This is a genomic window from Cytobacillus oceanisediminis (genome assembly GCF_004366035.1).
Taxonomy (GTDB): Bacteria; Bacillota; Bacilli; order Bacillales; family Cytobacillaceae; genus Cytobacillus; species Cytobacillus oceanisediminis_C.
In genome coordinates this window covers 253,566-275,786 of the sequence record NZ_SOEE01000005.1, presented here as the reverse complement: position 1 = coordinate 275,786, position 22,221 = coordinate 253,566, and the positions used below count along the sequence as shown (strand labels likewise).

The window sequence follows — 22,221 nt, the reverse complement described above, 5'->3', positions numbered from 1 at the left end:
TAATGTCATCACCATTCAAAGTGTTAACAATCGGAGATGCCATGATAACACTGAACCCAGCTGTAAAAGGACCACTTAGATATGTCACCCAGTTTGAACGCAAGGTGGGCGGTGCAGAACTTAACTTTGCCATTGGATGTGCAAGGCTCGGGTTAGGCAGCAAGTGGATTAGCCGGCTGGGGGAAGATGAGTTTGGCAGAGTCATATATAACTTCGCTCGTGGAGAGGGCGTTGATGTATCGGGTGTAGATTTTGTAAGCGGCCGCCCAACATCACTTAACTTTAAGGAAATTAATGAGGATGGATCAGGCAAGACATTCTATTACCGATATAACTCGCCTATTTTAACCTTGACACCGGATATGATTCAGGAAGAACTGTTTGAAAATATAGATCTTGTCCATCTTACAGGTGTTTTCCTTGCTATTGACCCAAAGAACATCGAAATTGCCGCAAAAGTGATTGAAGCTGCAAAACAAAAAAAGATTCCTATCTCCTTTGATCCAAACATAAGACTGAAGCTTTGGTCGATTGAAGAAGCGAGAAAAGCGTATAAAGAAATTCTTCCGCATGTTGACATCCTGCTTACGGGATTAGAAGAGATCAGGTTAATAAGCGGAATGGAAGAAGAAGATGAACTTGCGCTATTTGCCAGAGAATATGGCATCAGGGATTTGGTCTTAAAGGATGGCGCTAACGGATCAAAGCTACTCCGGAATGGCGATTGGACACGGGCAGAAAGCTTTCATGTGACTCCCGTTGATACTGTCGGAGCTGGGGATGGATTTGATGCGGGATACATTTATGGCTGGCTGAACGGCTTCAGCAAGGAAAGGCTGCTTCAATTTGCTAATGGCGTAGGCGCCCTGGTTACAACCGTCTCGGGCGATAATGAAGGCCTTCCTTATCTTAATGAAGTAAACGCTTTTATCAATAATGACCTTATCGTTGAAAGATAAGAGGTGGACAATGGATACGATTCATACCATTCTCAAAGAAATGAGAGCAGTATGCACACATGTCGATAAGAATGAATACGACTCTTTCGTAGCACTTTTAAAGAGTGACGCTCGTTTTTTCTTTACTGGGGAAGGCCGTTCAGGCTTAGTGGCAAAGGCGATTGCCATGCGTCTTATGCATAGCGGAAAGACAGTCTATGTTTTGGGGGAAACGACAACACCGGCCATTCAGGAGAACGATATATTAATCGTTTTATCTGGCTCAGCCAAAACAGGACAGACAATAAGTTTTTCTGAAAACGCCTTCAGGGCGGGGGCAAAAGTATTTTTAATAACCACTAATAAAGAGGCGGTACATAAGCCATGCTTTACCGGGGGAATGCAGATTTCTGCAGCGACAAAATACCGTCATTCAGGAGAACCGAATACGATTCAGCCGCTTGGAAATCAGTTTGATCAGGCCGCACATCTTATCTTAGATGCTGCAATTATTGATAGTTTATCAGAAAGAAATTCAAACGAAGAAATGGTCAAGAAACATACGAACCTGGAGTAGGGGGATCATTATGTCTACTGTGACAATTCATCATAAAGAAGCTATGAAACTAGTAGTGCAGAAATTAACAGATGCCGGCTTAATGCAAGAACATGCAGAAAAAGTTGCGGAAATACTGGTTCATGCGGATTTAAGAAATGTTAATTCACATGGTGTTTTACGTACTGAGCATTATGTGAATCGTCTTAATGCTGGAGGAATTAATCCTAAAGCGGAGATTACATTCAATAAAACCGGCCCTGTGACAGGCGTAGTCGATGGGGATGACGGATTTGGACACGTCATTGCAGATGAAGCCATGAATCATGCCATCCATATGGCAAAGGAAAATGGTGTGGGAATGGTAACAGCAATTAATAGCAGCCATTGCGGGGCACTGAGCTATTTCGTTCAAAATGCGGCAGAGGAAAACCTGATTGGGGTAGCGATGACCCATACTGATAAAATTGTCGTGCCTTTTGGAGGCAAAGATGCTTTCCTTGGAACCAATCCAGTCGCCTATGGCGTACCGGCAAAATCACATAAACCATTCATCCTGGACATGGCAACATCGAATGTAGCACTGGGGAAGATCCTTCAATATAAGGAGGAAGGGAAAGAAATTCCAGAAGGGTGGGGTGTGGACGAGAATGGGAAAACCGTAACAGATCCTTCCCAAGTCGTTTCACTTTCTCCGTTTGGCGGGCCTAAGGGCTATGGGCTATCAATGATTGTCGACATCTTCTCAGGTTTGCTTGCAGGTGCCGCTTTTGGGCCGCATGTAGCCAAGATGTATGGAGACCTGGATAAGAAACGGAAACTTGGCCATTATTTCTGTGCAATTAATCCGGCATTCTTTACGGATGCAGAAGCATTCCTTGAGAATATGGATCAAATGATGGCAGAAATCCGCCAGGCACCTCCGGCTCCGGGCTTTAAAAGTGTTCTTGTTCCGGGTGAAATTGAACAAATGAATGAAGAAAGAAACCTTGAAAAAGGGATAACAATTGCTTCAACTGTCCATCAGTTTTTAACAAACTAAACCTATAGAAAAAGGGGAGAATGATAATGAAATTGAAGTGGTTATCTGGTGTTTTAGCAGCTGCAATGATGCTTAGTGCCTGCGGTTCCGGCGGTTCCAATGGTGCAAGCAGCGAGAAACAGGATGGAGAAGTAATTAAGTGGAAGTTTGGCCACTTGGCAGACGAAAATCATATTTGGCATAAAACGGCTGAGGAATTTGCAGATCTGGTTAATGAAAAAACAGACGGACAAATTGAAATTCAAATTTTCCCGAATAACTCTCTTGGCGGAGAAACAGATACAATCAATGCTATCCAGGCGGGTACAGCTGACTTGGTCATTTCTGGTGAAACCATGCAAAACTGGGCACCTAAAGCTGCTTTAATGGCAGTACCGTATGCCTTCCGTGATCTTGACCATGTAAAAACGGTTGTAGAAGGGGAAATCGGTGAAGAAATTGAAAAGGAAATCACTGAAAAGGTTGGCTTGACTCCTTTGTATTATCATACACGTGCTCCACGTAACTTGACTTCAAGTGAACCTATTGAGTCACCATCTGATTTAAAGGGCTTTTCCATGCGAGTGCCAAATGTTCCGTTGTTCCTAAAAGTCTGGGAAGCCGCAGGTGCTAAGCCGCAGGTTATGGACTTCAATGAAGTATTTACCGGCCTCCAGCAAGGAGTTATTAAAGGACAGGAAAATCCGGTTGACTTAATTCAGAGCGGCGGATTGTATGAGGTTCAAAAGTATGTGAATCGTACAGAGCATGTATATTCATGGATTTATATCCTAATTGGCAACAAGCAGTTTGAGGCTTTGAATGATGAACAGAAAAAGGCTGTGACAGAAGCAGCTGCAGAAGCGCAGGCATTTGGAGAAAAACTTTATGATGAAGAGATTTCAAAGATAGAGTCTGAGCTAGAAAGTGAAGGAATGGAGTTTGTTGATGTTGATCAGGATGCCTTCCGTGAAAAAATGCAGCCTGCGATCAAAGATAGCCTTAAGCCAAAACAGTATGAGCTTTATGAAAAAATTCTAGAGGCAGAATAATAGTCTTATTGGAACAAGTTAAAGGCACCGCTGACTTTTTTGCCAGCAGTGCCTTTAATTAAAGGAAGGAATGGAAAAATGAAGATTCGAACTTGGCTTGACCGAATATTAGCCTTTTTGACTGTTATAAGTTTTTCAGGGGTTATTATCGTGGTTACCATCCAAATCATGTCGCGCTATCTTCCCTACACAGCCATTTGGACTGAAGAACTTACGCGATATTTGTTTATATACTCCATTTGCTTTGGGGCACCGCTAGCTTTGCTTCGAGGCGAATTTATTAATGTGGATCTGATTCTCACGAAAATGTCACATGCTTTTCGCCGGTATTATGAAATTGGAATTTATTTGCTGATTATATGGTTAAGCGGGGTTCTTGTTAAAGAAGGATGGTTCTTTACACAGCTAGGGGGAAACCAGACTTCAGCCACAATGCCTTTTCAGATGTCGGTAATCCATGCTGCAATATTTATCATGAGTTCGTTTTTAATACTGTATTCCATTGTCAAAATCATTAGGCTAATTCGAAATGAAGAAGACTTTAATTCACAAATGGGTGGTGGGGAACTATGATGGCAGCCATTTTGTTTTTCTCGTTCATAATCCTGATATTCTTAGGCGTGCCAGTAGCATTCAGCCTTGGCCTATCTTCACTTTTTTATTTAATACTGGCTGATATCCCATTAAGCATCATTCCGCAAAAAATGTTTGGAGGATTAAACTCCTTTGTTTTGCTCTGTATTCCCGGGTTTATTCTGGCAGGAAACTTAATGAATGCTGGCGGTATTACAGATCGCATCATTCAGTTTGCGAATAATTGCTTCGGCCATATCCGCGGGGGGCTTGGCTTAGCGAATGTTGGATCCTCAATGGGATTTGCAGGTATTTCAGGTACAGCCTTGGCAGACACAGCGAGTATAGGAGCTATTCTTATTCCTGCAATGAAAAAAGAAGGGTACGGAGCAGGCTTTTCTGCTGCTGTAACAGCATCGTCTTCAACAGTTGGACCTATTATACCGCCGTCACTTCCAATGATTATCGTGGGTACACTTGCGTCGGTATCAATCGGTGACCTGTTTTTGGCCGGTGCTCTTCCTGGTTTATTACTTGGCGTTGGTCTAATGATCCCCACCTATATTATCTCTGTTAAGAGAAATTATCCCAAAGGTGAAAGAAAGTCATTAAAGGTAATATGGAAAAGCTTTACTGGTGCATTCTGGGCGTTGTTTATGACAGTTATTATTTTATATGGAATTCTAGGAGGCTACTTCACACCGACTGAAGCTTCAGTCATTGCGGTATTGTATGCCTTTGTCATTGGGATTTTCGTTTATAAAGAACTTCCTATTAAAAAAATACCGGAAATTATGCTCTCTTCCATGACAGGTACCGCTTCGATCATGCTTCTTGTAGGCTTTGCCAACCTGTTTGGCTGGATTATGATAAGTGAGCAAATTCCTCAAATGGTTGCAGATGCCATTCTGGGGATTTCAACAAACCCAATTGTTGTTATTTTATTGATTAATTTGCTGCTGTTGTTTGTTGGAACGTTCATGGAGACGATTGCTGCTCTGGTTATATTATTCCCGGTGTTATTGCCTGTAGCTGCATCCATCGGTATGGATCCGGTTCAATTTGGCGTCATGATGGTATTGAACCTTGTTATTGGCCTTGTAACACCGCCAGTTGGTGTATGTCTATTCGTAGCATCCCAGATTGGCAAAGTCTCAATTGGAAAAACAGCAAAAGAATTACTGCCATTCTTAGGTGTCAGCCTGGCTGTCTTAATGCTTGTGGCTTTCGTGCCGCAAATCTCAATGTTCCTTCCGAGTTTATTTGAATAGGGGGTAAAAAAATGGAAGCAGTTCAAATTCCAAACACAATGGAAATGGAAGTTATTGAATTAGAAAAACCGGTCATCAGCAATCCTGATGAGGTTCTAGTGAAAGTTAAAAGAGTTGGAATATGCGGGTCTGATATGCATATTTACCATGGGACAAACCCGCTTGCGACCTACCCGAGAATTGTTGGCCATGAAGTGGCAGGAGAAGTCGTTGAAGTCGGGTCAAATGTTTCAGGAATGAAGCCTGGTGACCATGTTGTAGTGGAGCCAATCCGCTATTGCGGAGAGTGCTACGCATGCCGAAAAGGACGTCCGAATGTATGTCAGTCTTTATCTGTTTTTGGTGTTCATGAAGATGGAGGCTTGCGGGAGTTCTTTGTATTGCCTGAAAAACAGCTTCATGTTGTGAATTCATCTTTAGAATGGGATGAAGTCGTATTGGCTGAACCTTACACCATTGGAGCTCAGGCTGTATGGCGCGGGGCCGTTGAAGAAGGAGATACTGTATTCATCCAGGGAAGCGGCCCGATAGGCATATGCATTTTAAAAATGGCAAAGCTGCAGGGTGCTAGGGTCATTATCAGTGATTTGAAGCAGGAACGACTAGCATTTGCAAAAGAAAATGGGGCAGATGAAATCATTCATGCATCGGAAGAGTCTGTAGAAGAGCGGGTATTGGAATTGACAGATGGTGAAGGACCAAATGTAGTGATTGATGCAGTATGTCTGCATTCTACCTTTGAGCTTGGCGTAAATCTTGTATCGCCTGCCGGCACGGTAGTTGTTCTGGGGTTTGATGATCGGCCATCCTCTATTCCACAATTGCCAATAACGAAAAAAGAAGTAACCATTGTCGGTTCGAGGCTTCAGACAAACCAATTTGAAAAGGTTGTTTCTCTGCTGAATGCAGAAAAACTTCAATCAAACGGTTTTATTACCCACCATTTTCCGATAAGTGAAGTGCAGGAAGCATTCCAATATGTAGAGAACAATCCTGACCAGGTTCGAAAAGCAGTTATTGTTTTCGATTAAGGGGAGATTAGATGAACTTAAAAATAGAGAAACTAAATCAGCTATCAGAATCGAAAGTGGTCTCAGTTGTGCGTGGAAAAACACCAGAAGAAGCGATTGATATTTCTGAAGCTGCCATTGAAGGCGGATTTCGTGCTATTGAAGTGACTTATACTACACCTGAAGCGGAAAAAGTGTTTCAGGCACTAAGAGGTTCAGACGGTGTAATCGGGGCTGGGACAGTTCTGGATTCGGAAACAGCCCGCCATGCCATTTTAAATGGGGCGGAATTTGTTGTTAGTCCGCATTTTGATAAGAATATAGCCTTGCTTTGCAATCGATACAGCATTCCATATCTTCCTGGATGCATGACCATAACTGAAATCATGACCGCTCTCGAATATGGCTGTGACATTGTAAAGCTGTTCCCGGCCAATCGTTTTGATCCATCATTTATCGGTGCAGTCAATGGTCCCCTGCCACAGGTGCGCATCATGCCAACTGGCGGGGTGAATTTAGATAATGTCGGTGCGTGGCTTGAGGCTGGCGCTGTCGCAGCCGGCATTGGAAGTGACTTAAACAAGGCATACAGAGCTGGCGGTAAAGAATCAGTAAAAGCACTTTGTGGAAAATATGTCGAAACGATTAATGGAGGCGGCGGAAAATGAATATGACCTTTCGCTGGTATGGAAGGGATAATGATACCGTAACTCTTGAACAAGTGAAACAGATTCCCAATGTGAAAGGAATCGTTTGGGCCCTACATAGAAAGCCTGTCGGGGAAGTTTGGGAGACAGAAGAGATTAAATCTGAAGTTGAGTATATAGAGTCCTTTGGGTTTCATGCAGATGTGGTGGAAAGTGTTAATATACATGAATCTATTAAGCTGGGAAACAATGAAAGGGACTTATATATAGAAAATTATAAGAAAACCATTCGAAATCTGTCTCAATCTGGGGTTAAAGTTATTTGCTATAACTTTATGCCTGTCTTTGATTGGACGCGGACTGACTTATACCGCGCCCTTCCAGATGGCTCAACAGCGTTATTTTATGAAAAGAACAAAGTGGAAAATCTGGATCCGCATGATTTAATTAAAACGGTTTCTGAGGCTTCCGATTTGACTCTTCCAGGCTGGGAGCCAGAGAAAATGTCCCGGATTAAAGAATTATTTGCGGCTTATCAGGATGTAACTGCAGAGGACTTATGGGGCAATCTGAGCTATTTCTTACGGGAAATTTTGCCGGTGGCAGAAGAAGCAGGCATCAAGATGGCTATCCACCCGGATGACCCGCCTTGGTCTATTTTTGGCCTCCCGCGAATCATGACGGGAGATGAAAGTCTGCAGAAGCTCCTTTCTATCTCTGATTCACCATCGAACGGCATTACCTTTTGCACAGGATCGCTGGGAGCCAATCCGCAAAACGATATGGTTGAACTCGCAAGGAAATTTGCCGAAAGGTCACCATTTGCACATATCCGAAATGTAAAGATATTCGAAAACGGCGATTTTATTGAAACTTCTCATTTAACAGCAGATGGATCCATCAATATAAAAGGTGTGGTTAAAGAGTTATCTGAGATTCAATTTGAGGGTTACGTGCGACCTGACCACGGAAGGCATCTTTGGGGTGAAGAATGCAGACCGGGTTACGGATTATATGACCGGGCTCTTGGAATCATGTATCTTCACGGATTATGGGATGCCTATCAATCTGAGAAATAAGGAGAATGCTAATGTTTCCAATACATGAAAATTTAAATGGAAAAACAGCGGTAATTACTGGAGGAAGCGGTGTGCTTTGCTCGGAAATGGCCAGGGAGCTCGCAAGACACGGGGTGAAAGTGGCCATTCTTAATCGTACAGCAGAAAAGGGAGCTGCGGTATCAGCCGAAATTGAAAAAGCAGGGGGAACAGCGATTGCTGTTGCAGCAGACGTCTTAGATCGTGAATCCATGGAAAAGGCAAGGGAAGAAGTGATCAGCCACTTTGGCAGTGTAGACATACTAATTAATGGAGCAGGGGGGAATCACCCGGATGCCATTACTTCTGTAGAAACCCATAATGTGGAGTCTTCTTCTGAAAAGTCCTTCTTTGATATGGATGAGAAAGGCTTCTCCCAGGTTTTTGCCAGCAACTTTACCGGAACTTTTTTAGCCAGCCAGGTTTTTGGCAAAGAACTGCTAAAGCAGGAATCACCTATCATTATTAATGTCTCATCAATGAGTGCTTATTCGCCAATGACAAAAGTGCCTGCCTATAGTGCAGCCAAATCAGCCATTAATAATTTTACAATGTGGATGGCTGTACATTTCGCAGAAACAGGTTTGCGGGTAAATGCAATTGCACCGGGATTTTTCTTAACAACTCAGAACCGCAATTTATTATTAAATCAAGATGGTTCCCATACGGCCAGGTCAGAAAAAATTATTGCTCATACACCAATGAAAAGATTTGGCCAGCCGAAAGATTTGCTCGGTGTACTGCTGTGGCTTGCTGATGAAGAATACTCCGGCTTTGTCACTGGTGTAACAGTGCCTGTCGATGGCGGCTTTATGGCCTACTCAGGAGTTTAATATAAAAAATAGGGCCACAGGAAGTATTCCTGTGGTTTTTTCCCTTATAAATTACATTTCTAAAAGAAGGAGAATAGAAGTGAAAATTCAGCTTGCACTTGACCGCTTAACCGAGCAGGAATGCTTCTGTATCGCAGATGAAACTTGTGAAAATATCGATTGGATTGAGATCGGGACGGGCGTGATTAAAGAATATGGTATGAAGATAATTCGGGAAATGAAGGCTGCCTATCCAGAAAAAACAATTGTGGCGGATATGAAAACTTGTGATGCAGGAAAATATGAAGCAGAACAGGCCTTTAGAGCAGGGGCGGACGTTATGACTGTGATGGGCTTTTCGCATATCAGCACGATAAAGCAGGCATTAGAGATTGCAAATGCCGCCGATAAAAGAATTATGATTGATTTGCTGGGAATTCAGGACGCAGAAAGAGTTAAGAGTCTATATGATTTGGGGGCGGACTTATTTTGTCTCCATATAGGAAAGGATATGCAGAAAGAGGGTTCTATAGCGGATCCCGCTTTATTTAGCCTGGTAAAAGGGTTAAATGATATCGAAGTTGCTATTGCAGGCGGGATTTCAGAAAAAACGATCGGAGAATTGAAGGATAGTATTGCAGATGTAGTCATAGTTGGAAGTGCCATTACAGGTAATCAAGCACCAAAAGAAGCTAGCTCAGCAATAAGAAGCCAACTGCAAAAATGACAGCCGAATCAGCCCCCGGAATGGAGGCTGATTCGGCCCATCTATTATTCATACTCCGCCAAAATCTCTTCAATCGTAAACTTGATTCCATAATAAACGAATAAAGCAGCCATGGAAGCCGGATAGCCGAAGCGGTTGCCTTCTTCATCAGGCAGAAGCCCTTTAGCAAGCTTTAAATCAATATGGACATCAGCCAAATCAGCGAGATTGTCACTGCATTCGGTTTTGATGGTGCTCACTGCCACAAAGGGAATTCCTTTTTCGGACAAAGATTTTGCCAGAGCGACCGCGTCTTCGTCATCTGAATGTCTTGAGAAGATGATTACTCTGTCTGTTTCTGAGACTTCCTCATCACTTTCCAAAATCGCTGCATCTCTAAGCGGTTCCTGGCTTTGAACGGCTTCATAGCCAATTGCAGCCATTTCTTTTGTACCGTAAATATATATTTTCCCATCACCGGCGGCAGCCTGAGCCAATAGGCGTGCACTGTCCTCGATGGAAAACTCTTCTTTTTCCTGAAGTCGTTTAAACAAGCCTGTCAGCTGGGTAGAAAACATCTTAAGCAAACTATTTCACTCCTTCGGTCACTGCACTTAGCGGTTCTATTATAGTGAAAAGGGAGGAAAAGGTAAAATATTCACAATTGAAATTGCAAATACCAGCAGGAATAATCATGTTTCACAGAGAAATTAGCTGTAGGAGAATGTATAGTTAAGTGACCTGCAGTCATAATTCAGTATGGTTTTAAACCTAAGTGCTTTTAATACGACAGGAAGAGGTGGCTTGATGAAAGGGAAAATATTAATTGTAGATGATCAGTTCGGAATCCGAATTTTGCTTAATGAGGTACTACAGAAAGAAGGGTACGACACATACCAGGCTGCCAATGGAGTCCAGGCTCTCGACATTGTTTCCAAGCATTCGCCTGATCTTGTTCTTCTCGACATGAAAATACCGGGAATGGATGGGATTGAGATTTTAAAAAGAATGAGAGTGGTGGATAAAGATATCCGTGTCATTATCATGACTGCCTATGGCGAACTCGATATGATTCAGGAGGCCAAGGATCTGGGAGCTCTTACTCACTTTGCAAAGCCATTCGATATTGATGACATCAGGGCAGCGGTAAAGAAATATTTGCCTGTGCCTAACTCGAAATAAACCAAAATTAACCGTTTTTAACCTGAAATTCCATCGCTATAAAAATGATAGCGTTTGCTTTATGACAATTAACAAAAACGCTTTGGAATAATGGCTTTTCTAAGTCCTTTTTGGTATGATAACAGATGAATTCCAAAGGATCGTCTTCGTTTAGCAGACTATTTTAAGGGTACATATTCGATAGTGTTAAGGGGAAAACTTTAACAGTATTTAGTCTGACGAACTTAAACGATTATCAATAAGGAGGAAGAAAAATGCCTTTAGTTTCTATGGCTGAAATGCTTAATAAAGCAAAATCAGAAGGCTATGCAGTAGGTCAATTTAACTTAAACAACCTTGAGTTTACTCAAGCTATCCTGCAGGCGGCAGAAGAAGAAAAATCACCGGTTATCCTTGGTGTTTCCGAAGGTGCTGCACGCTACATGGGCGGTTTCAAAACGGTTGTAAAGATGGTTGAAGGACTGCTGGAAGATTACAAAATTACCGTTCCGGTGGCTATCCACCTAGACCACGGTTCAAGTTTTGATAAATGTAAAGAAGCGATCGATGCAGGATTCACATCCGTTATGATCGATGCGTCTCATGATCCATTCGAACAAAACGTTGAGACTACTTCTAAAGTAGTTGAATATGCACATTCAAAAGGCGTTTCAGTGGAAGCGGAGTTAGGAACTGTCGGCGGACAGGAAGACGATGTTGTTGCTGATGGCGTTATTTATGCGGATGCTAAAGAATGTGATGAACTGGTAAAACGCACAGGCATCGACTGCCTTGCTCCAGCACTAGGTTCTGTTCATGGCCCATATAAAGGTGAGCCAAACCTTGGCTTTGCTGAAATGGAAGAGATCGGAAGCCTTACTGGTGTTCCTTTAGTTCTTCATGGCGGAACTGGAATCCCAACAAAGGATATCCAAAAGTCTATCTCTTTAGGAACTGCAAAAATCAATGTAAACACTGAAAACCAAATTGCTTCTGCAAAACGCGTTCGCGAAGTATTGGCAGCAGATACAGAAGTATACGATCCGCGCAAATACTTAGGACCAGCACGCGAAGCAATTAAAGAAACTGTAATCGGCAAAATGCGCGAATTCGGTTCTTCAAACAAAGCATAATTAATATCATTGGATAAGAAACCGCTTCTGGATTAGGGGCGGTTTCCCTGTATTTTATCCGGCGGGCGCTTAGGGTCTGATGCGGAAATTCTGCCTCCAAATGTAAGGCTTTACAGAATAGAAACTTTATTTAATAATACATAGATATCCGCAGCATAAATTATCAAAAAATTAAACAAGGTGGGATTATTATGAAGTTTTTCATCGATACAGCAAACATGGACGAAATTAAAGAAGCATATGCCCTTGGGGTAGTAGCAGGGGTAACAACCAATCCATCATTGGTGGCAAAGGAAAAGAATGTATCCTTCCCTGACCGTCTTCGCGAAATCACGGATTTGGTGCCTGGCTCAGTAAGCGCCGAGGTCATCGCCCTTGATGCTGAAGGTATGATAAAAGAAGGAAGAGAGCTGGCAGCGATTGCACCGAACATCACAATCAAGGTGCCAATGACACCCGATGGACTAAAAGCAGTAAGTGCTTTTTCAAAAGAAGGCATTAAAACAAATGTGACTTTGATCTTCAGTGCAAACCAGGCGCTGCTTGCTGCAAGAGCAGGTGCTACATACGTTTCTCCGTTCCTTGGTCGTTTAGACGATATAGGCCATAACGGTCTGGATCTCATTTCCACCATCGCAGAAATCTTTGCGATTCATGACATTGATACAGAAATCATAGCAGCATCCATCAGACATCCTCAGCATGTGACGGATGCAGCATTAAGAGGAGCCCATATTGCGACAGTTCCTTATAAAGTCATCCAGCAATTATTCAGCCATCCTCTGACAGATAAGGGAATCGAAGCGTTCCTGGCAGACTGGAACTCAAGAGGATAATGGATTCTTCGGAAAAATAACTCTAGGAAACTGGCTTTGTTTCGTTGCTGAAAAAGTTGGAGCAAAGCCAGCCCCTTCACACTTGTACCCCGGCTTTTAGTGCTTCTTTCTTAATTTTAACTTTTTTTGAATACAATACATGAGATTTGATTTTTCGTGTAAACTATAGGATAAAGATAATGTCGGAATCTGTAAAAAACACATGGAAAATTGTTCCTTATTCATCTTGCGATGTTGCAAAATGCAGATACATGATAATATGAAAGTGCAGATTTTCCCAAAGACAATTTTTCCGATATTAAAAATAATGACAAGCCTATTTGGTTTCTTATAGAAGCTGGGGCTATTTTCTGGCGGAATTGGTTAGAAAAGTAGTGTGTAGCTTTTGCTGTAAGGGCTATCAATTCTTTAAATATTGAAGTCAAATGTCAGCATGTGTGTTTAACAACGGCTAAGAAGGGAGTTACAAATGGAAAAGCTAATGATTGCAGGCGGATATCCATTAAAAGGAACAGTCCGGATCAGCGGAGCGAAGAATAGTGCAGTTGCATTAATTCCAGCTACCATTTTAGCGGAATCGCCTGTGACAATTGAAGGTTTGCCGGATATTTCGGATGTACAAATTCTAAAAGATTTGCTTGAAGAAATAGGGGGCACTGTCGAATTCTCTGAAAATGATATGACAGTTGATCCCTCTTCCATGATTTCCATGCCTTTGCCGAACGGAAAAGTGAAAAAATTACGCGCTTCCTATTATTTAATGGGAGCGATGCTCGGCCGATTTAAAAAAGCGGTTATTGGACTTCCTGGCGGATGTCATCTGGGACCAAGGCCGATTGACCAGCATATTAAAGGTTTTGAAGCTCTTGGCGCGCGTGTGACCAATGAGCAGGGAGCCATTTACCTTCGTGCCGATGAGCTTCGCGGAGCCCGTATCTATCTCGATGTTGTCAGCGTTGGGGCAACCATCAATATCATGCTTGCCGCTGTCAGAGCAAAAGGCAGAACAATAATTGAAAATGCTGCAAAAGAGCCTGAAATCATTGATGTTGCTACCCTTTTAACCAATATGGGTGCGAAAATAAAAGGTGCCGGCACAGATGTAATCCGCATCGATGGCGTAGACCAGCTGCATGGCTGCCAGCATACGATTATCCCAGACCGGATTGAAGCGGGGACCTATATGATCGTTGGTGCAGCGGCTGGAGAAGGGGTGCTGATTGACAATGTCATCCCCCATCACCTTGAGTCCCTAATAGCAAAACTGCGCGAAATGGGCGTTCAGATTGAAACGAACGACGACCAGGTATTTGTAGGGCGAGCTGAAAAAATGAAAGCAGTGGATATTAAAACACTTGTTTATCCTGGCTTTCCAACAGACCTTCAGCAGCCGCTGACTTCTCTGTTAACAGGTGCAGAAGGGACAAGCATGGTTACGGATACCATTTATAGTGCCCGTTTTAAGCATATTGATGAGCTGCGCAGAATGAATGCTAACATTAAAGTTGAAGGACGCTCGGCGATCATCAATGGGCCAATTCAGCTTCAGGGAGCTAAAGTTAAGGCGAGCGATTTGCGTGCAGGCGCAGCACTGGTAATTGCCGGCTTGATGGCTGAGGGAGTTACCGAAGTCACTGGCTTAGAGCATATCGACAGAGGCTATAGCCACCTTGTTGAAAAGCTGAATGGACTTGGTGCCACAATCTGGCGCGAAGAAATGAGCAAAGAAGAAATGGAACAAATGAAGAACGCATAGAGACACATCTTGGAATATGGACAGCTGACTGAATATTGCTTGGGCTAAAGCCTAAGTGACATCAGCAGACAAATATAAATTAAGGCGGGCTTTTGCGGTGCCGGCGGTAAAGAGCTGGTCCGCATTCGCCATGCTGCCAGCCTTAGAATCCGGGGAGGAAAAATCGATGGAAAGAAGTTTGTCAATGGAATTAGTTCGCGTAACGGAAGGTGCCGCTTTAGCATCAGCACGCTGGATGGGCCGCGGATTAAAAGATGAAGCGGATGATGCTGCTACTTCTGCAATGAGAGATGTATTCGATACTGTGCCAATGAAGGGAACAGTCGTTATCGGAGAGGGCGAAATGGATGAAGCGCCGATGCTTTATATCGGGGAAAAGCTTGGAACAGGCTATGGTCCGCGTGTGGATGTTGCTGTCGATCCGCTGGAAGGCACCAATATCGTAGCATCTGGGGGCTGGAATGCATTAGCTGTTCTTGCGGTAGCTGACCACGGAAACCTTCTGCATGCTCCGGATATGTACATGGACAAAATCGCAGTCGGTCCTGAAGCGGTTGGGCAAATTGATATTAACGCTTCTGTCTTGGATAATTTGAAAGCGGTCGCAAGAGCAAAAAACAAAGATATCCAGGATGTCGTGGCTACAGTGCTTAACCGTGAGCGACATGAACACATCATCAGCCAGCTTCGCGAAGCTGGCGCCAGAATTAAATTAATCAATGATGGGGACGTGGCTGGTGCCATAAATACCGCTTTTGATGAGACTGGCGTCGATATTCTGTTCGGATCTGGGGGAGCACCTGAAGGCGTTTTGGCAGCTGTTGCCCTTAAGTGCCTTGGCGGAGAAATTCAAGGAAAACTTCTTCCGCAAAATGATGCAGAGGCTGAGCGCTGCTTGAAGATGGGCCTCGATATTAACAAAGTCCTTCTTATGGAAGATCTGGTAAAAGGCGATGATGCCATTTTTGCTGCTACAGGCGTAACAGACGGAGAGCTTCTAAAAGGTGTACAGTTTAAAGGTTCATATGGTTCGACCCATTCGCTTGTCATGCGTGCCAAATCAGGTACGGTCCGCTTTGTTGAGGGACGCCATAGTCTAAAGAAAAAGCCAAATCTTGTTATTAAATAATTTTCATAAAAGATAGATAGAAAATGAGAGCTGGCCATCTGCGCCAGCCTGCTCATTTTCATTTCCTTCCTGCTATATTTTCCATATCAAATTTAATTATTGATTAATTTTCATATTAAGGGGTAAAATAGAGATTGTTTTTTAAACTGGCTCCTGCGCCTCCCCCGAGGATAAGGCAAGGTGCTTGCGCATTTGGAAGAAGAGGATGCCTCCAATATCAACTGAAAAAACGGACAATAAACCGTTCCATTCCTCGAAACCTTTAATTAAGAACATAATGATAGATTCTTCAGCTATTTTCAGTGCCTCAAGTCAAGTATCTTTCCCTTTCCTTTCATATAAAGTCCATTATTTGTACAGCTGCATATGGAGGAAATAATTGAAAATTTCAAAAGTGTGGTGTAAAAATGGGTTTAAACATTTCAAGTTTAGAAAATATGAAGCTGAAAGAGCTTTATGAACTTGCCCGTGAATATAAAGTTTCTTATTACAGCAAGTTATCGAAAAAAGAATTGATTTTTGCCATCCTGAAAGCAAGAGCAGAGCAGGAAGGCTACTTTTTCATGGAAGGTGTTCTGGAGATCATTCAGTCAGAAGGATTCGGCTTCCTTCGTCCAATCAACTATTCACCAAGCTCTGAGGATATTTATATTTCCGCTTCCCAGATTCGCCGTTTCGATTTGAGAAACGGAGATAAGGTTTCAGGAAAAGTCCGTCCTCCAAAAGAAAATGAGCGTTATTTCGGCCTTCTGCAGGTTGAAGCCGTAAATGGCGATGATCCGGAATCAGCAAAAGAGCGTGTTCACTTCCCTGGTCTGACTCCTTTATATCCAAACCGCCATATGAAACTGGAAACAGGTACAAGACAACTGTCTACAAGAATTATGGACCTGCTTGCACCTGTTGGATTCGGGCAGCGCGGTCTGATAGTCGCGCCGCCAAAAGCAGGTAAGACCATGCTTTTAAAGGAAATTGCCAATAGCATTACAACCAACCACCCGGAAGCGGAACTGATTGTGCTATTAATTGACGAGCGCCCGGAAGAGGTAACAGACATCGAGCGTTCAGTTGCAGGCGATGTGGTCAGCTCTACGTTTGATGAAGTGCCTGAAAACCACATTAAAGTGGCCGAGCTTGTTCTTGAACGCGCTATGCGCCTGGTTGAGCACAAGCGTGATGTTGTTATTTTGATGGACAGCATCACAAGACTGGCAAGAGCGTATAACCTGGTTATTCCTCCAAGCGGAAGAACACTTTCCGGAGGTATTGACCCGGCTGCATTCCACCGTCCGAAGCGTTTCTTCGGTGCAGCGCGTAACATTGAAGAGGGCGGAAGTTTAACAATTTTGGCAACTGCACTCGTTGACACAGGTTCACGCATGGATGACGTCATTTACGAAGAATTCAAGGGGACAGGCAATATGGAGCTGCACCTTGACCGCTCCTTGGCTGAAAGAAGAATCTTCCCGGCCATCGACATCCGCCGCTCCGGGACGCGTAAAGAAGAACTTCTTATCCAGAAAGATCATCTTGACAAGCTGTGGGCAATCCGCAAATCCATGTCCGATTCACCGGATTTTGCTGAAAAGCTGCTTCGCAAGCTAAGACAGACAAAATCGAACGAAGAGTTTTTTGCTAACTTGGCAGAAGAAATGAAGGCTAAGCGCTCGCAATAAGGCTTCATTTGGAAAATTCAGGATGCCGAATTCGCTTATTGCAAAAAATACTTTGACTTGTTATAATGATGACAGTGTGTTTTTGAAGTTTACGGCAATCATGATTGCCCGTAATATATAACTCTGTTTCGAATGATTCAGGGCGGAAGGAGATGAAAAGAATGAAATCAGGAATTCATCCTAACTATAAAAAAGCAATGGTGAAATGTGCTTGCGGTAACGAGTTCGAAACCGGTTCTGTTCAAGAAGAGATCCGCGTTGAAACTTGCTCTGAGTGCCATCCATTCTATACTGGACGTCAAAAATTCGCTGAAGCTGGCGGACGTGTTGACCGTTTCAATAAGAAATACGGCATTAAGTCAGAACAAAAATAATAAACAACAAAAACAGGCAAGTTAACTATCTTGCCTGTTTTTTATTGCGAAATTAGCCTTATTGTATATGAAGAACTGTTTTGAGTGGACCTTTTTTTGCTTTGAAAAAAGCTTGAGTATAATAAAATCAGCAGCTCGACCCTTTCTTCATAAAATAATGATAACAAGCCATTCTATTAGTTAGAACGAGGAAGGAGAGGCCGTTCATGTACGTTATGAATCATCACGGATGGGTGGAAGTCATTTGCGGCAGCATGTTCTCCGGCAAATCAGAAGAACTGATTCGCCGTGTGCGCAGAGCTCAATTCGCCAAACAGCAAATCGCTGTCTTTAAGCCGCAGATCGATAACCGATACAGTGATGAAGCTGTGGTTTCACATAATGGAACTTCGGTGATAGCTAGACCCATTTCCCAGTCTACCGATATTTTTAAATACATTACAGCTGACATTGATTTGATAGCGATTGATGAAGTGCAATTTTTTGATGATGAAATTGTAAAAGTCATACAGCACCTGGCTGACAGCGGGCATCGTGTCATCGCTGCCGGACTTGACCAGGACTTCCGCGGGGAGCCGTTTGGCCAAATGCCTGCCATCATGTCGATTGCAGAATTGGTTACAAAGCTTCAAGCCGTCTGTGCCGTCTGCGGTTCACCTGCAAGCCGTACACAGCGACTGATCAATGGAAAGCCGGCTTCATATGATGACCCGGTTATTTTAGTCGGCGCCTCAGAAGCATATGAACCGCGCTGCCGCCATCACCATGAAGTTCCAAAGTCGCCAAATGTTCTAGACAAACATAAAACAACTGAGTTTTTATCATAATTTTATACTAAACGCTCTCTCTGCCCTGGTATGTTCCGGGCAGTTTTTTTAATTTGGGGTTTTTATGGCGCAGAAAACGGAAGACGAAATAAAAATTTAGCTCATGAAGCCGAAAAACGAAAGGGAAGCCAGGAAAAGACCGCCATGTACGTTCAAGTCGCTAACTTTACTCCTTCACCACTCCAGCTCTGCCTTATATTGGACTGTACATTCCTCCTGATAGCGGACATGCTATAAAAAGGAGGTGCAGTAATGAAAAAACTTAGTGTTTTCCTTTTGATGCTCGCATTTATGGCTGGCTGTGCCAACAATCAGGCAACTGAGAGTGAGTATGACCATGAGACCCAGGATGGAGTTTCATTTATAAATAATAATCTGGACCGCACAGAGGACAATAATACATTGGACCGGACGATGAGCGGAGATCAGAACCCGAACTTTATTAATTTTGACGGCAAACGTCTGGATAATCAGGATGATATCGACCAGGCCCGAAAGGTGATTGCTGATCACAAGGGGTATCGCCCAGGAGCTGTTTGGATAAATGGTGAGGATATGTGGGTGACTGCATACCGGCAAGGCAATATGACCCACCAGGAAAAAATGGATTCACAGGCTCAATTGCATAAAGATCTCATTAAAGCTCTTCCGGCTTATCACATTGAAGTAAAGGTTCAGGAAGACCGTACGTAAAAAAGGCCCTGCCTACCCAGGGCCTTTTTTTACGCAGCCTTTCTTTTTAAACTGACTTTGTTTGAAGTTACATAACTGTGCAGCACCATACCAGTAATCACAAGTGCCATCCCTGTCAAAGAGATTCCAGATGGCAGCCGGCTTGACAGCAGCAGTACTTCGCCAAGAACAGCAAAAAGGACCTCGAGGGATTGGGTTGCTTCCACCGTCCCTAGTTTTTGCATATTGCCGCGGACAAGGTCAGTAGCTGCAAAGAAAAGTACCGTGGCAAAGACGCCGGAAAATAGGGCGACTAAAGCGGACTGAGTGACCTGGCCAAAGCTGGGAGCACCTTTTGTAGCCAGGGCAGCTGCAGAAAGGATAATCCAGAGCGGAAGACTGGCAATCGTCATCCCGAGGACACGCTGATAGGCATCCAGCCGATTTTCGCACACATCCATCATTTTGCGGTTGCCTAACGGATAGGCGAAAGATGCGATAACCAAAGGAATGATCACAAGCATCGTTTCCCGCCATGAAATGGAGGATGCGTGCTCCACTTGCATGACAGCAACTCCAAGAAGAATAATCAAGCTCATCATCAGACCGCGAAAAGGAATTTTTCCTCTGACCTTTGCTAGTCCATTTCCAGTCTGATATGTAACGAAAAATAGCGGTGCAAGCAGGGAGCCTGAGATTATCGTAATCTGCCAGGTCCCGGCAATCAGCCAGCCGGGTCCATAGGCTGCTGCAAAGCATAATGGGGCATAAAATAACCCGAAGCCGACAAAGCTCCATAACAGCCATTGCCCGGGAGCCTTTTTCATTTCATTAAATAATGGCCGTAAATTCCCTCTGAATACCACAATGGCACCCAAGAGGGGAATCATGAAAAAATAGCGGAGCGATGCACTCCATAGCCAGCTCCCGCCATCCATTTCCATTGCCCGGTTCAAAACAAATGTAAAAGCAAAAAAGAAGGCGGAGCAAACGCCTAATAGAATAGCCTTCATGCGAGTTCACCTCATTTCCCTGTTAAAAGCCCGCCAAGGCTCAGCCAGTTTTCCTCCACTAGTCTGGATGCCAGCTGCTCCTGGCCTTGCCGGCTCGCTTCCATAATTTTTTTGTGCTGTTCAACAGACTTCAGCCCATTCATAGATCCGAATTGAGCAATTTCCAGACGCTGAATTTTGGGCATAATTCTCTTTAATGCTGAGATAATTTCGGGATTATTTGCAGCAGAAAGATAAACCTCGTGGAAGGCTTCATCTGCTTTTACTGCACTAAGAATATCCTGTTTTTCCATGGCAGCCGCAAGCTTCTTATTGGCAGCCGCAAGCCTTTCAAAATCACTTGGCACTAAGCAGGGAACGCCAAGCCTGGCACCTAAAGCATGCAGGGAAGCTGCCACAGGAAAGGCGTGGCTGGCACCTTCTTCATTCAGAGGGGTGACTCGGGTAGATGATCCGGGCGTCGATACAACGAGCCCTTCATCTTCCAGCCGCTTTAAGGCTTCCCTGACAGGAGTGCGGCTGATCCCAAAATCTTCTGCCAGTTCCTTGTCATGAAGGCGCGAACCAGGTTCAAAATCAAGCTGGATAATATTTTTCTTAAGTGTTTCGTATACTTCATCTCTAAGGGACAAACGTTTGATGGGTGTAATGTTTTTGTTTTTCATAAAACCAATATATCGGATATTACAAAAACCCGCAATGATTTTTCAGAAAATTTATTAACAGGGAAGAAGTCATCCTTATTCCCGAATGGTTTTGACTGCAACAATCACCTATACTATAATTAGAATGTTATGGAGTTGCGCTTTAAATAAAATGAAACTATACCCCGCTGGGACAATATCCGGCGGTTAATTGGATAAAAAATTGAGGTGAATGGCTGTGTTTGATCGTCTTCAATCTGTCGAGGACCGTTATGAAAGATTAAATGAGCTTTTGAGCGATCCGGAAATTGTCAATGATCCGAAAAAGCTTCGCGAATATTCAAAAGAACAGTCTGGTATTCAGGAAACTGTTGACACTTACCGCGAATATAAAGAAGTAAAAGAGCAGTATCAGGATGCGCGTGCCATGCTTGAAGAGAAGCTTGATGCCGAAATGCGCGAAATGGTCAAAGAAGAATTGGCTGAGCTTGAGGAAAGAAAAGAGGATCTGGAAGCACGTCTGAAAATCCTCCTTATTCCTAAAGATCCTAATGATGATAAAAACGTTATTATGGAAATCCGAGGTGCAGCCGGCGGTGATGAAGCTGCATTATTTGCAGGTGACTTATACCGCATGTACAGCCGCTATGCCGAGACGCAGGGCTGGAAGATCGATGTCATTGAGGTAAGCTCTACGGGCGTTGGCGGCTATAAGGAAATCATCTTTATGATCAACGGAAATGGCGCTTATTCCAAGCTTAAGTTTGAAAATGGCGCACACCGTGTTCAGCGTGTACCGGAAACTGAATCCGGCGGTCGCATCCACACTTCAACTGCAACAGTTGCGGTTCTTCCTGAAGCAGAAGAAGTGGAAATTGACATTCATGAAAAAGATATCCGTGTGGATACATTTGCATCAAGCGGACCGGGCGGACAGAGTGTTAACACGACGATGTCAGCTGTTCGTCTAACTCACTTGCCGACAGGTACGGTTGTATCCTGCCAGGATGAAAAATCACAGATCAAAAATAAAGAAAAAGCGATGAAGGTTCTTCGTGCACGTGTTTATGATAAATTCCAGCAGGAAGCACAGGCGGAGTATGACCAGCAGCGAAAATCAGCAGTTGGTACAGGAGACCGCTCTGAGCGTATCCGTACGTACAACTTTCCGCAAAACCGTGTAACGGATCACCGTATCGGCCTGACGATCCAAAAGCTTGATCAAATCCTTCAAGGCAAGCTCGATGAGGTTATTGACTCGCTTATCGTTGAAGAGCAATCTGCGAAGCTGGACAGTGCATCAAATGAGTAATCCAA

General features: G+C 43.6%; 24 protein-coding genes. 21 read left to right on the top strand and 3 right to left on the bottom strand.

Going from position 1 to position 22,221, the window contains the following annotated elements:
* Positions 1-2 precede the first annotated feature (2 nt).
* The 11 genes from DFO72_RS14580 to hxlA all read left to right on the top strand — a co-directional run bounded on the left by DFO72_RS14580 (position 3) and on the right by hxlA (position 9,704).
* Complete coding sequence (locus tag DFO72_RS14580; protein WP_113882375.1) at positions 3-959, top strand: sugar kinase; 957 nt, start codon at positions 3-5, stop codon at positions 957-959.
* Between the two features lie 10 nt (positions 960-969).
* The gene (gene hxlB / locus DFO72_RS14575) at positions 970-1,515 is read left to right on the top strand and encodes a 6-phospho-3-hexuloisomerase (protein WP_113882374.1); all 546 of its coding nucleotides are present in this window, start codon (positions 970-972) and stop codon (positions 1,513-1,515) included.
* A gap of 10 nt (positions 1,516-1,525) precedes the next feature.
* The gene (gene allD / locus DFO72_RS14570; RefSeq protein ID WP_113882373.1) at positions 1,526-2,536 is read left to right on the top strand and encodes an ureidoglycolate dehydrogenase; all 1,011 of its coding nucleotides are present in this window, start codon (positions 1,526-1,528) and stop codon (positions 2,534-2,536) included.
* 26 nt (positions 2,537-2,562) lie between these two features.
* Entirely contained in the window at positions 2,563-3,567 is a 1,005-nt protein-coding gene (locus DFO72_RS14565) for a TRAP transporter substrate-binding protein (protein WP_113882372.1), read from the top strand.
* A gap of 78 nt (positions 3,568-3,645) precedes the next feature.
* The gene (locus tag DFO72_RS14560; RefSeq protein WP_113882371.1) at positions 3,646-4,140 is read left to right on the top strand and encodes a TRAP transporter small permease; all 495 of its coding nucleotides are present in this window, start codon (positions 3,646-3,648) and stop codon (positions 4,138-4,140) included.
* Positions 4,137-5,411 carry a TRAP transporter large permease gene (locus DFO72_RS14555; protein WP_113882370.1) on the top strand — a complete coding sequence of 425 codons (1,275 nt, stop codon included), beginning with the start codon at positions 4,137-4,139 and terminating at the stop codon, positions 5,409-5,411. The genes DFO72_RS14560 and DFO72_RS14555 overlap by 4 nt, the downstream gene beginning before the upstream one ends.
* Before the next feature lie 11 nt (positions 5,412-5,422).
* Positions 5,423-6,442: a zinc-binding alcohol dehydrogenase family protein gene (locus DFO72_RS14550; RefSeq protein WP_113882369.1), complete on the top strand. Its 1,020-nt coding sequence runs from the start codon at positions 5,423-5,425 to the stop codon at positions 6,440-6,442.
* An 11-nt stretch (positions 6,443-6,453) separates the two neighbouring features.
* Positions 6,454-7,089 (top strand): bifunctional 2-keto-4-hydroxyglutarate aldolase/2-keto-3-deoxy-6-phosphogluconate aldolase, encoded by a 636-nt coding sequence (locus tag DFO72_RS14545; protein ID WP_113882368.1) that lies wholly within the window; start codon positions 6,454-6,456, stop codon positions 7,087-7,089.
* Entirely contained in the window at positions 7,086-8,147 is a 1,062-nt protein-coding gene (uxuA, locus tag DFO72_RS14540; protein WP_113882367.1) for a mannonate dehydratase, read from the top strand. Before DFO72_RS14545 ends, uxuA begins: the two co-directional genes overlap by 4 nt.
* Positions 8,148-8,158: 11 nt before the next feature.
* Positions 8,159-8,998 carry an SDR family oxidoreductase gene (locus tag DFO72_RS14535; protein ID WP_113882366.1) on the top strand — a complete coding sequence of 280 codons (840 nt, stop codon included), beginning with the start codon at positions 8,159-8,161 and terminating at the stop codon, positions 8,996-8,998.
* Positions 8,999-9,077: 79 nt separating this feature from the next.
* Complete coding sequence (gene hxlA / locus DFO72_RS14530; RefSeq protein WP_113882365.1) at positions 9,078-9,704, top strand: 3-hexulose-6-phosphate synthase; 627 nt, start codon at positions 9,078-9,080, stop codon at positions 9,702-9,704.
* 44 nt (positions 9,705-9,748) lie between these two features.
* Here the strand turns inward: hxlA and DFO72_RS14525 are convergent, their stop codons facing one another.
* Positions 9,749-10,270 carry a DUF2529 domain-containing protein gene (locus tag DFO72_RS14525; RefSeq protein ID WP_113882364.1) on the bottom strand — a complete coding sequence of 174 codons (522 nt, stop codon included), beginning with the start codon at positions 10,268-10,270 and terminating at the stop codon, positions 9,749-9,751.
* Positions 10,271-10,487: 217 nt separating this feature from the next.
* Between DFO72_RS14525 and DFO72_RS14520 the strand changes: the two genes are divergently transcribed.
* The 9 genes from DFO72_RS14520 (at position 10,488) to DFO72_RS14480 (ending at position 19,268) form a co-directional block, all read left to right on the top strand.
* Positions 10,488-10,865, top strand: a complete 378-nt coding sequence (locus DFO72_RS14520) for a response regulator (protein ID WP_175502221.1) — start codon at positions 10,488-10,490, stop codon at positions 10,863-10,865.
* Positions 10,866-11,119: 254 nt separating this feature from the next.
* Positions 11,120-11,977: a class II fructose-bisphosphate aldolase gene (locus tag DFO72_RS14515; protein WP_113882363.1), complete on the top strand. Its 858-nt coding sequence runs from the start codon at positions 11,120-11,122 to the stop codon at positions 11,975-11,977.
* Between the two features lie 191 nt (positions 11,978-12,168).
* Positions 12,169-12,813 (top strand): fructose-6-phosphate aldolase, encoded by a 645-nt coding sequence (gene fsa / locus DFO72_RS14510; protein WP_061794013.1) that lies wholly within the window; start codon positions 12,169-12,171, stop codon positions 12,811-12,813.
* Between the two features lie 469 nt (positions 12,814-13,282).
* Positions 13,283-14,569, top strand: coding sequence for a UDP-N-acetylglucosamine 1-carboxyvinyltransferase (locus DFO72_RS14505; protein WP_113882362.1), 1,287 nt, complete (start codon positions 13,283-13,285; stop codon positions 14,567-14,569).
* Positions 14,570-14,735: 166 nt separating this feature from the next.
* Positions 14,736-15,698 carry a class II fructose-bisphosphatase gene (glpX, locus tag DFO72_RS14500; protein ID WP_009332282.1) on the top strand — a complete coding sequence of 321 codons (963 nt, stop codon included), beginning with the start codon at positions 14,736-14,738 and terminating at the stop codon, positions 15,696-15,698.
* Positions 15,699-16,105: 407 nt separating this feature from the next.
* Entirely contained in the window at positions 16,106-17,374 is a 1,269-nt protein-coding gene (gene rho / locus DFO72_RS14495; protein ID WP_113882361.1) for a transcription termination factor Rho, read from the top strand.
* Between the two features lie 161 nt (positions 17,375-17,535).
* Entirely contained in the window at positions 17,536-17,748 is a 213-nt protein-coding gene (gene rpmE, locus DFO72_RS14490; RefSeq protein WP_009332279.1) for a 50S ribosomal protein L31, read from the top strand.
* Between the two features lie 206 nt (positions 17,749-17,954).
* The gene (locus tag DFO72_RS14485) at positions 17,955-18,575 is read left to right on the top strand and encodes a thymidine kinase (protein ID WP_009332277.1); all 621 of its coding nucleotides are present in this window, start codon (positions 17,955-17,957) and stop codon (positions 18,573-18,575) included.
* Between the two features lie 252 nt (positions 18,576-18,827).
* Complete coding sequence (locus tag DFO72_RS14480) at positions 18,828-19,268, top strand: hypothetical protein (RefSeq protein ID WP_113882360.1); 441 nt, start codon at positions 18,828-18,830, stop codon at positions 19,266-19,268.
* A 29-nt stretch (positions 19,269-19,297) separates the two neighbouring features.
* On the opposite strand, the gene DFO72_RS14475 is transcribed toward DFO72_RS14480, so the two are convergent.
* Both DFO72_RS14475 and DFO72_RS14470 read right to left on the bottom strand, forming a co-directional pair.
* Complete coding sequence (locus DFO72_RS14475) at positions 19,298-20,260, bottom strand: DMT family transporter (RefSeq protein WP_113882359.1); 963 nt, start codon at positions 20,258-20,260, stop codon at positions 19,298-19,300.
* Positions 20,261-20,271: 11 nt separating this feature from the next.
* Positions 20,272-20,925, bottom strand: a complete 654-nt coding sequence (locus DFO72_RS14470; protein ID WP_113882358.1) for a GntR family transcriptional regulator — start codon at positions 20,923-20,925, stop codon at positions 20,272-20,274.
* A gap of 217 nt (positions 20,926-21,142) precedes the next feature.
* Here DFO72_RS14470 and prfA point away from each other — a divergent pair, with 217 nt between their 5' ends.
* Positions 21,143-22,216 carry a peptide chain release factor 1 gene (gene prfA, locus DFO72_RS14465; protein ID WP_113882357.1) on the top strand — a complete coding sequence of 358 codons (1,074 nt, stop codon included), beginning with the start codon at positions 21,143-21,145 and terminating at the stop codon, positions 22,214-22,216.
* Positions 22,217-22,221 lie beyond the last annotated feature (5 nt).

What these genes read in the sequence shown, in the direction of transcription:
- DFO72_RS14580 (WP_113882375.1), top strand. Translation starts at nt 3, where the DNA reads ATGTCATCACCATTCAAAGTGTTAACAATCGGAGATGCCATGATAACA.
- hxlB (WP_113882374.1), top strand. Translation starts at nt 970, where the DNA reads ATGGATACGATTCATACCATTCTCAAAGAAATGAGAGCAGTATGCACA.
- allD (WP_113882373.1), top strand. Translation starts at nt 1,526, where the DNA reads ATGTCTACTGTGACAATTCATCATAAAGAAGCTATGAAACTAGTAGTG.
- DFO72_RS14565 (WP_113882372.1), top strand. Translation starts at nt 2,563, where the DNA reads ATGAAATTGAAGTGGTTATCTGGTGTTTTAGCAGCTGCAATGATGCTT.
- DFO72_RS14560 (WP_113882371.1), top strand. Translation starts at nt 3,646, where the DNA reads ATGAAGATTCGAACTTGGCTTGACCGAATATTAGCCTTTTTGACTGTT.
- DFO72_RS14555 (WP_113882370.1), top strand. Translation starts at nt 4,137, where the DNA reads ATGATGGCAGCCATTTTGTTTTTCTCGTTCATAATCCTGATATTCTTA.
- DFO72_RS14550 (WP_113882369.1), top strand. Translation starts at nt 5,423, where the DNA reads ATGGAAGCAGTTCAAATTCCAAACACAATGGAAATGGAAGTTATTGAA.
- DFO72_RS14545 (WP_113882368.1), top strand. Translation starts at nt 6,454, where the DNA reads ATGAACTTAAAAATAGAGAAACTAAATCAGCTATCAGAATCGAAAGTG.
- uxuA (WP_113882367.1), top strand. Translation starts at nt 7,086, where the DNA reads ATGAATATGACCTTTCGCTGGTATGGAAGGGATAATGATACCGTAACT.
- DFO72_RS14535 (WP_113882366.1), top strand. Translation starts at nt 8,159, where the DNA reads ATGTTTCCAATACATGAAAATTTAAATGGAAAAACAGCGGTAATTACT.
- DFO72_RS14515 (WP_113882363.1), top strand. Translation starts at nt 11,120, where the DNA reads ATGCCTTTAGTTTCTATGGCTGAAATGCTTAATAAAGCAAAATCAGAA.
- fsa (WP_061794013.1), top strand. Translation starts at nt 12,169, where the DNA reads ATGAAGTTTTTCATCGATACAGCAAACATGGACGAAATTAAAGAAGCA.
- DFO72_RS14505 (WP_113882362.1), top strand. Translation starts at nt 13,283, where the DNA reads ATGGAAAAGCTAATGATTGCAGGCGGATATCCATTAAAAGGAACAGTC.
- glpX (WP_009332282.1), top strand. Translation starts at nt 14,736, where the DNA reads ATGGAAAGAAGTTTGTCAATGGAATTAGTTCGCGTAACGGAAGGTGCC.
- rho (WP_113882361.1), top strand. Translation starts at nt 16,106, where the DNA reads ATGGGTTTAAACATTTCAAGTTTAGAAAATATGAAGCTGAAAGAGCTT.
- rpmE (WP_009332279.1), top strand. Translation starts at nt 17,536, where the DNA reads ATGAAATCAGGAATTCATCCTAACTATAAAAAAGCAATGGTGAAATGT.
- DFO72_RS14485 (WP_009332277.1), top strand. Translation starts at nt 17,955, where the DNA reads ATGTACGTTATGAATCATCACGGATGGGTGGAAGTCATTTGCGGCAGC.
- DFO72_RS14480 (WP_113882360.1), top strand. Translation starts at nt 18,828, where the DNA reads ATGAAAAAACTTAGTGTTTTCCTTTTGATGCTCGCATTTATGGCTGGC.
- DFO72_RS14475 (WP_113882359.1), bottom strand. Translation starts at nt 20,260, where the DNA reads ATGAAGGCTATTCTATTAGGCGTTTGCTCCGCCTTCTTTTTTGCTTTT.
- DFO72_RS14470 (WP_113882358.1), bottom strand. Translation starts at nt 20,925, where the DNA reads ATGAAAAACAAAAACATTACACCCATCAAACGTTTGTCCCTTAGAGAT.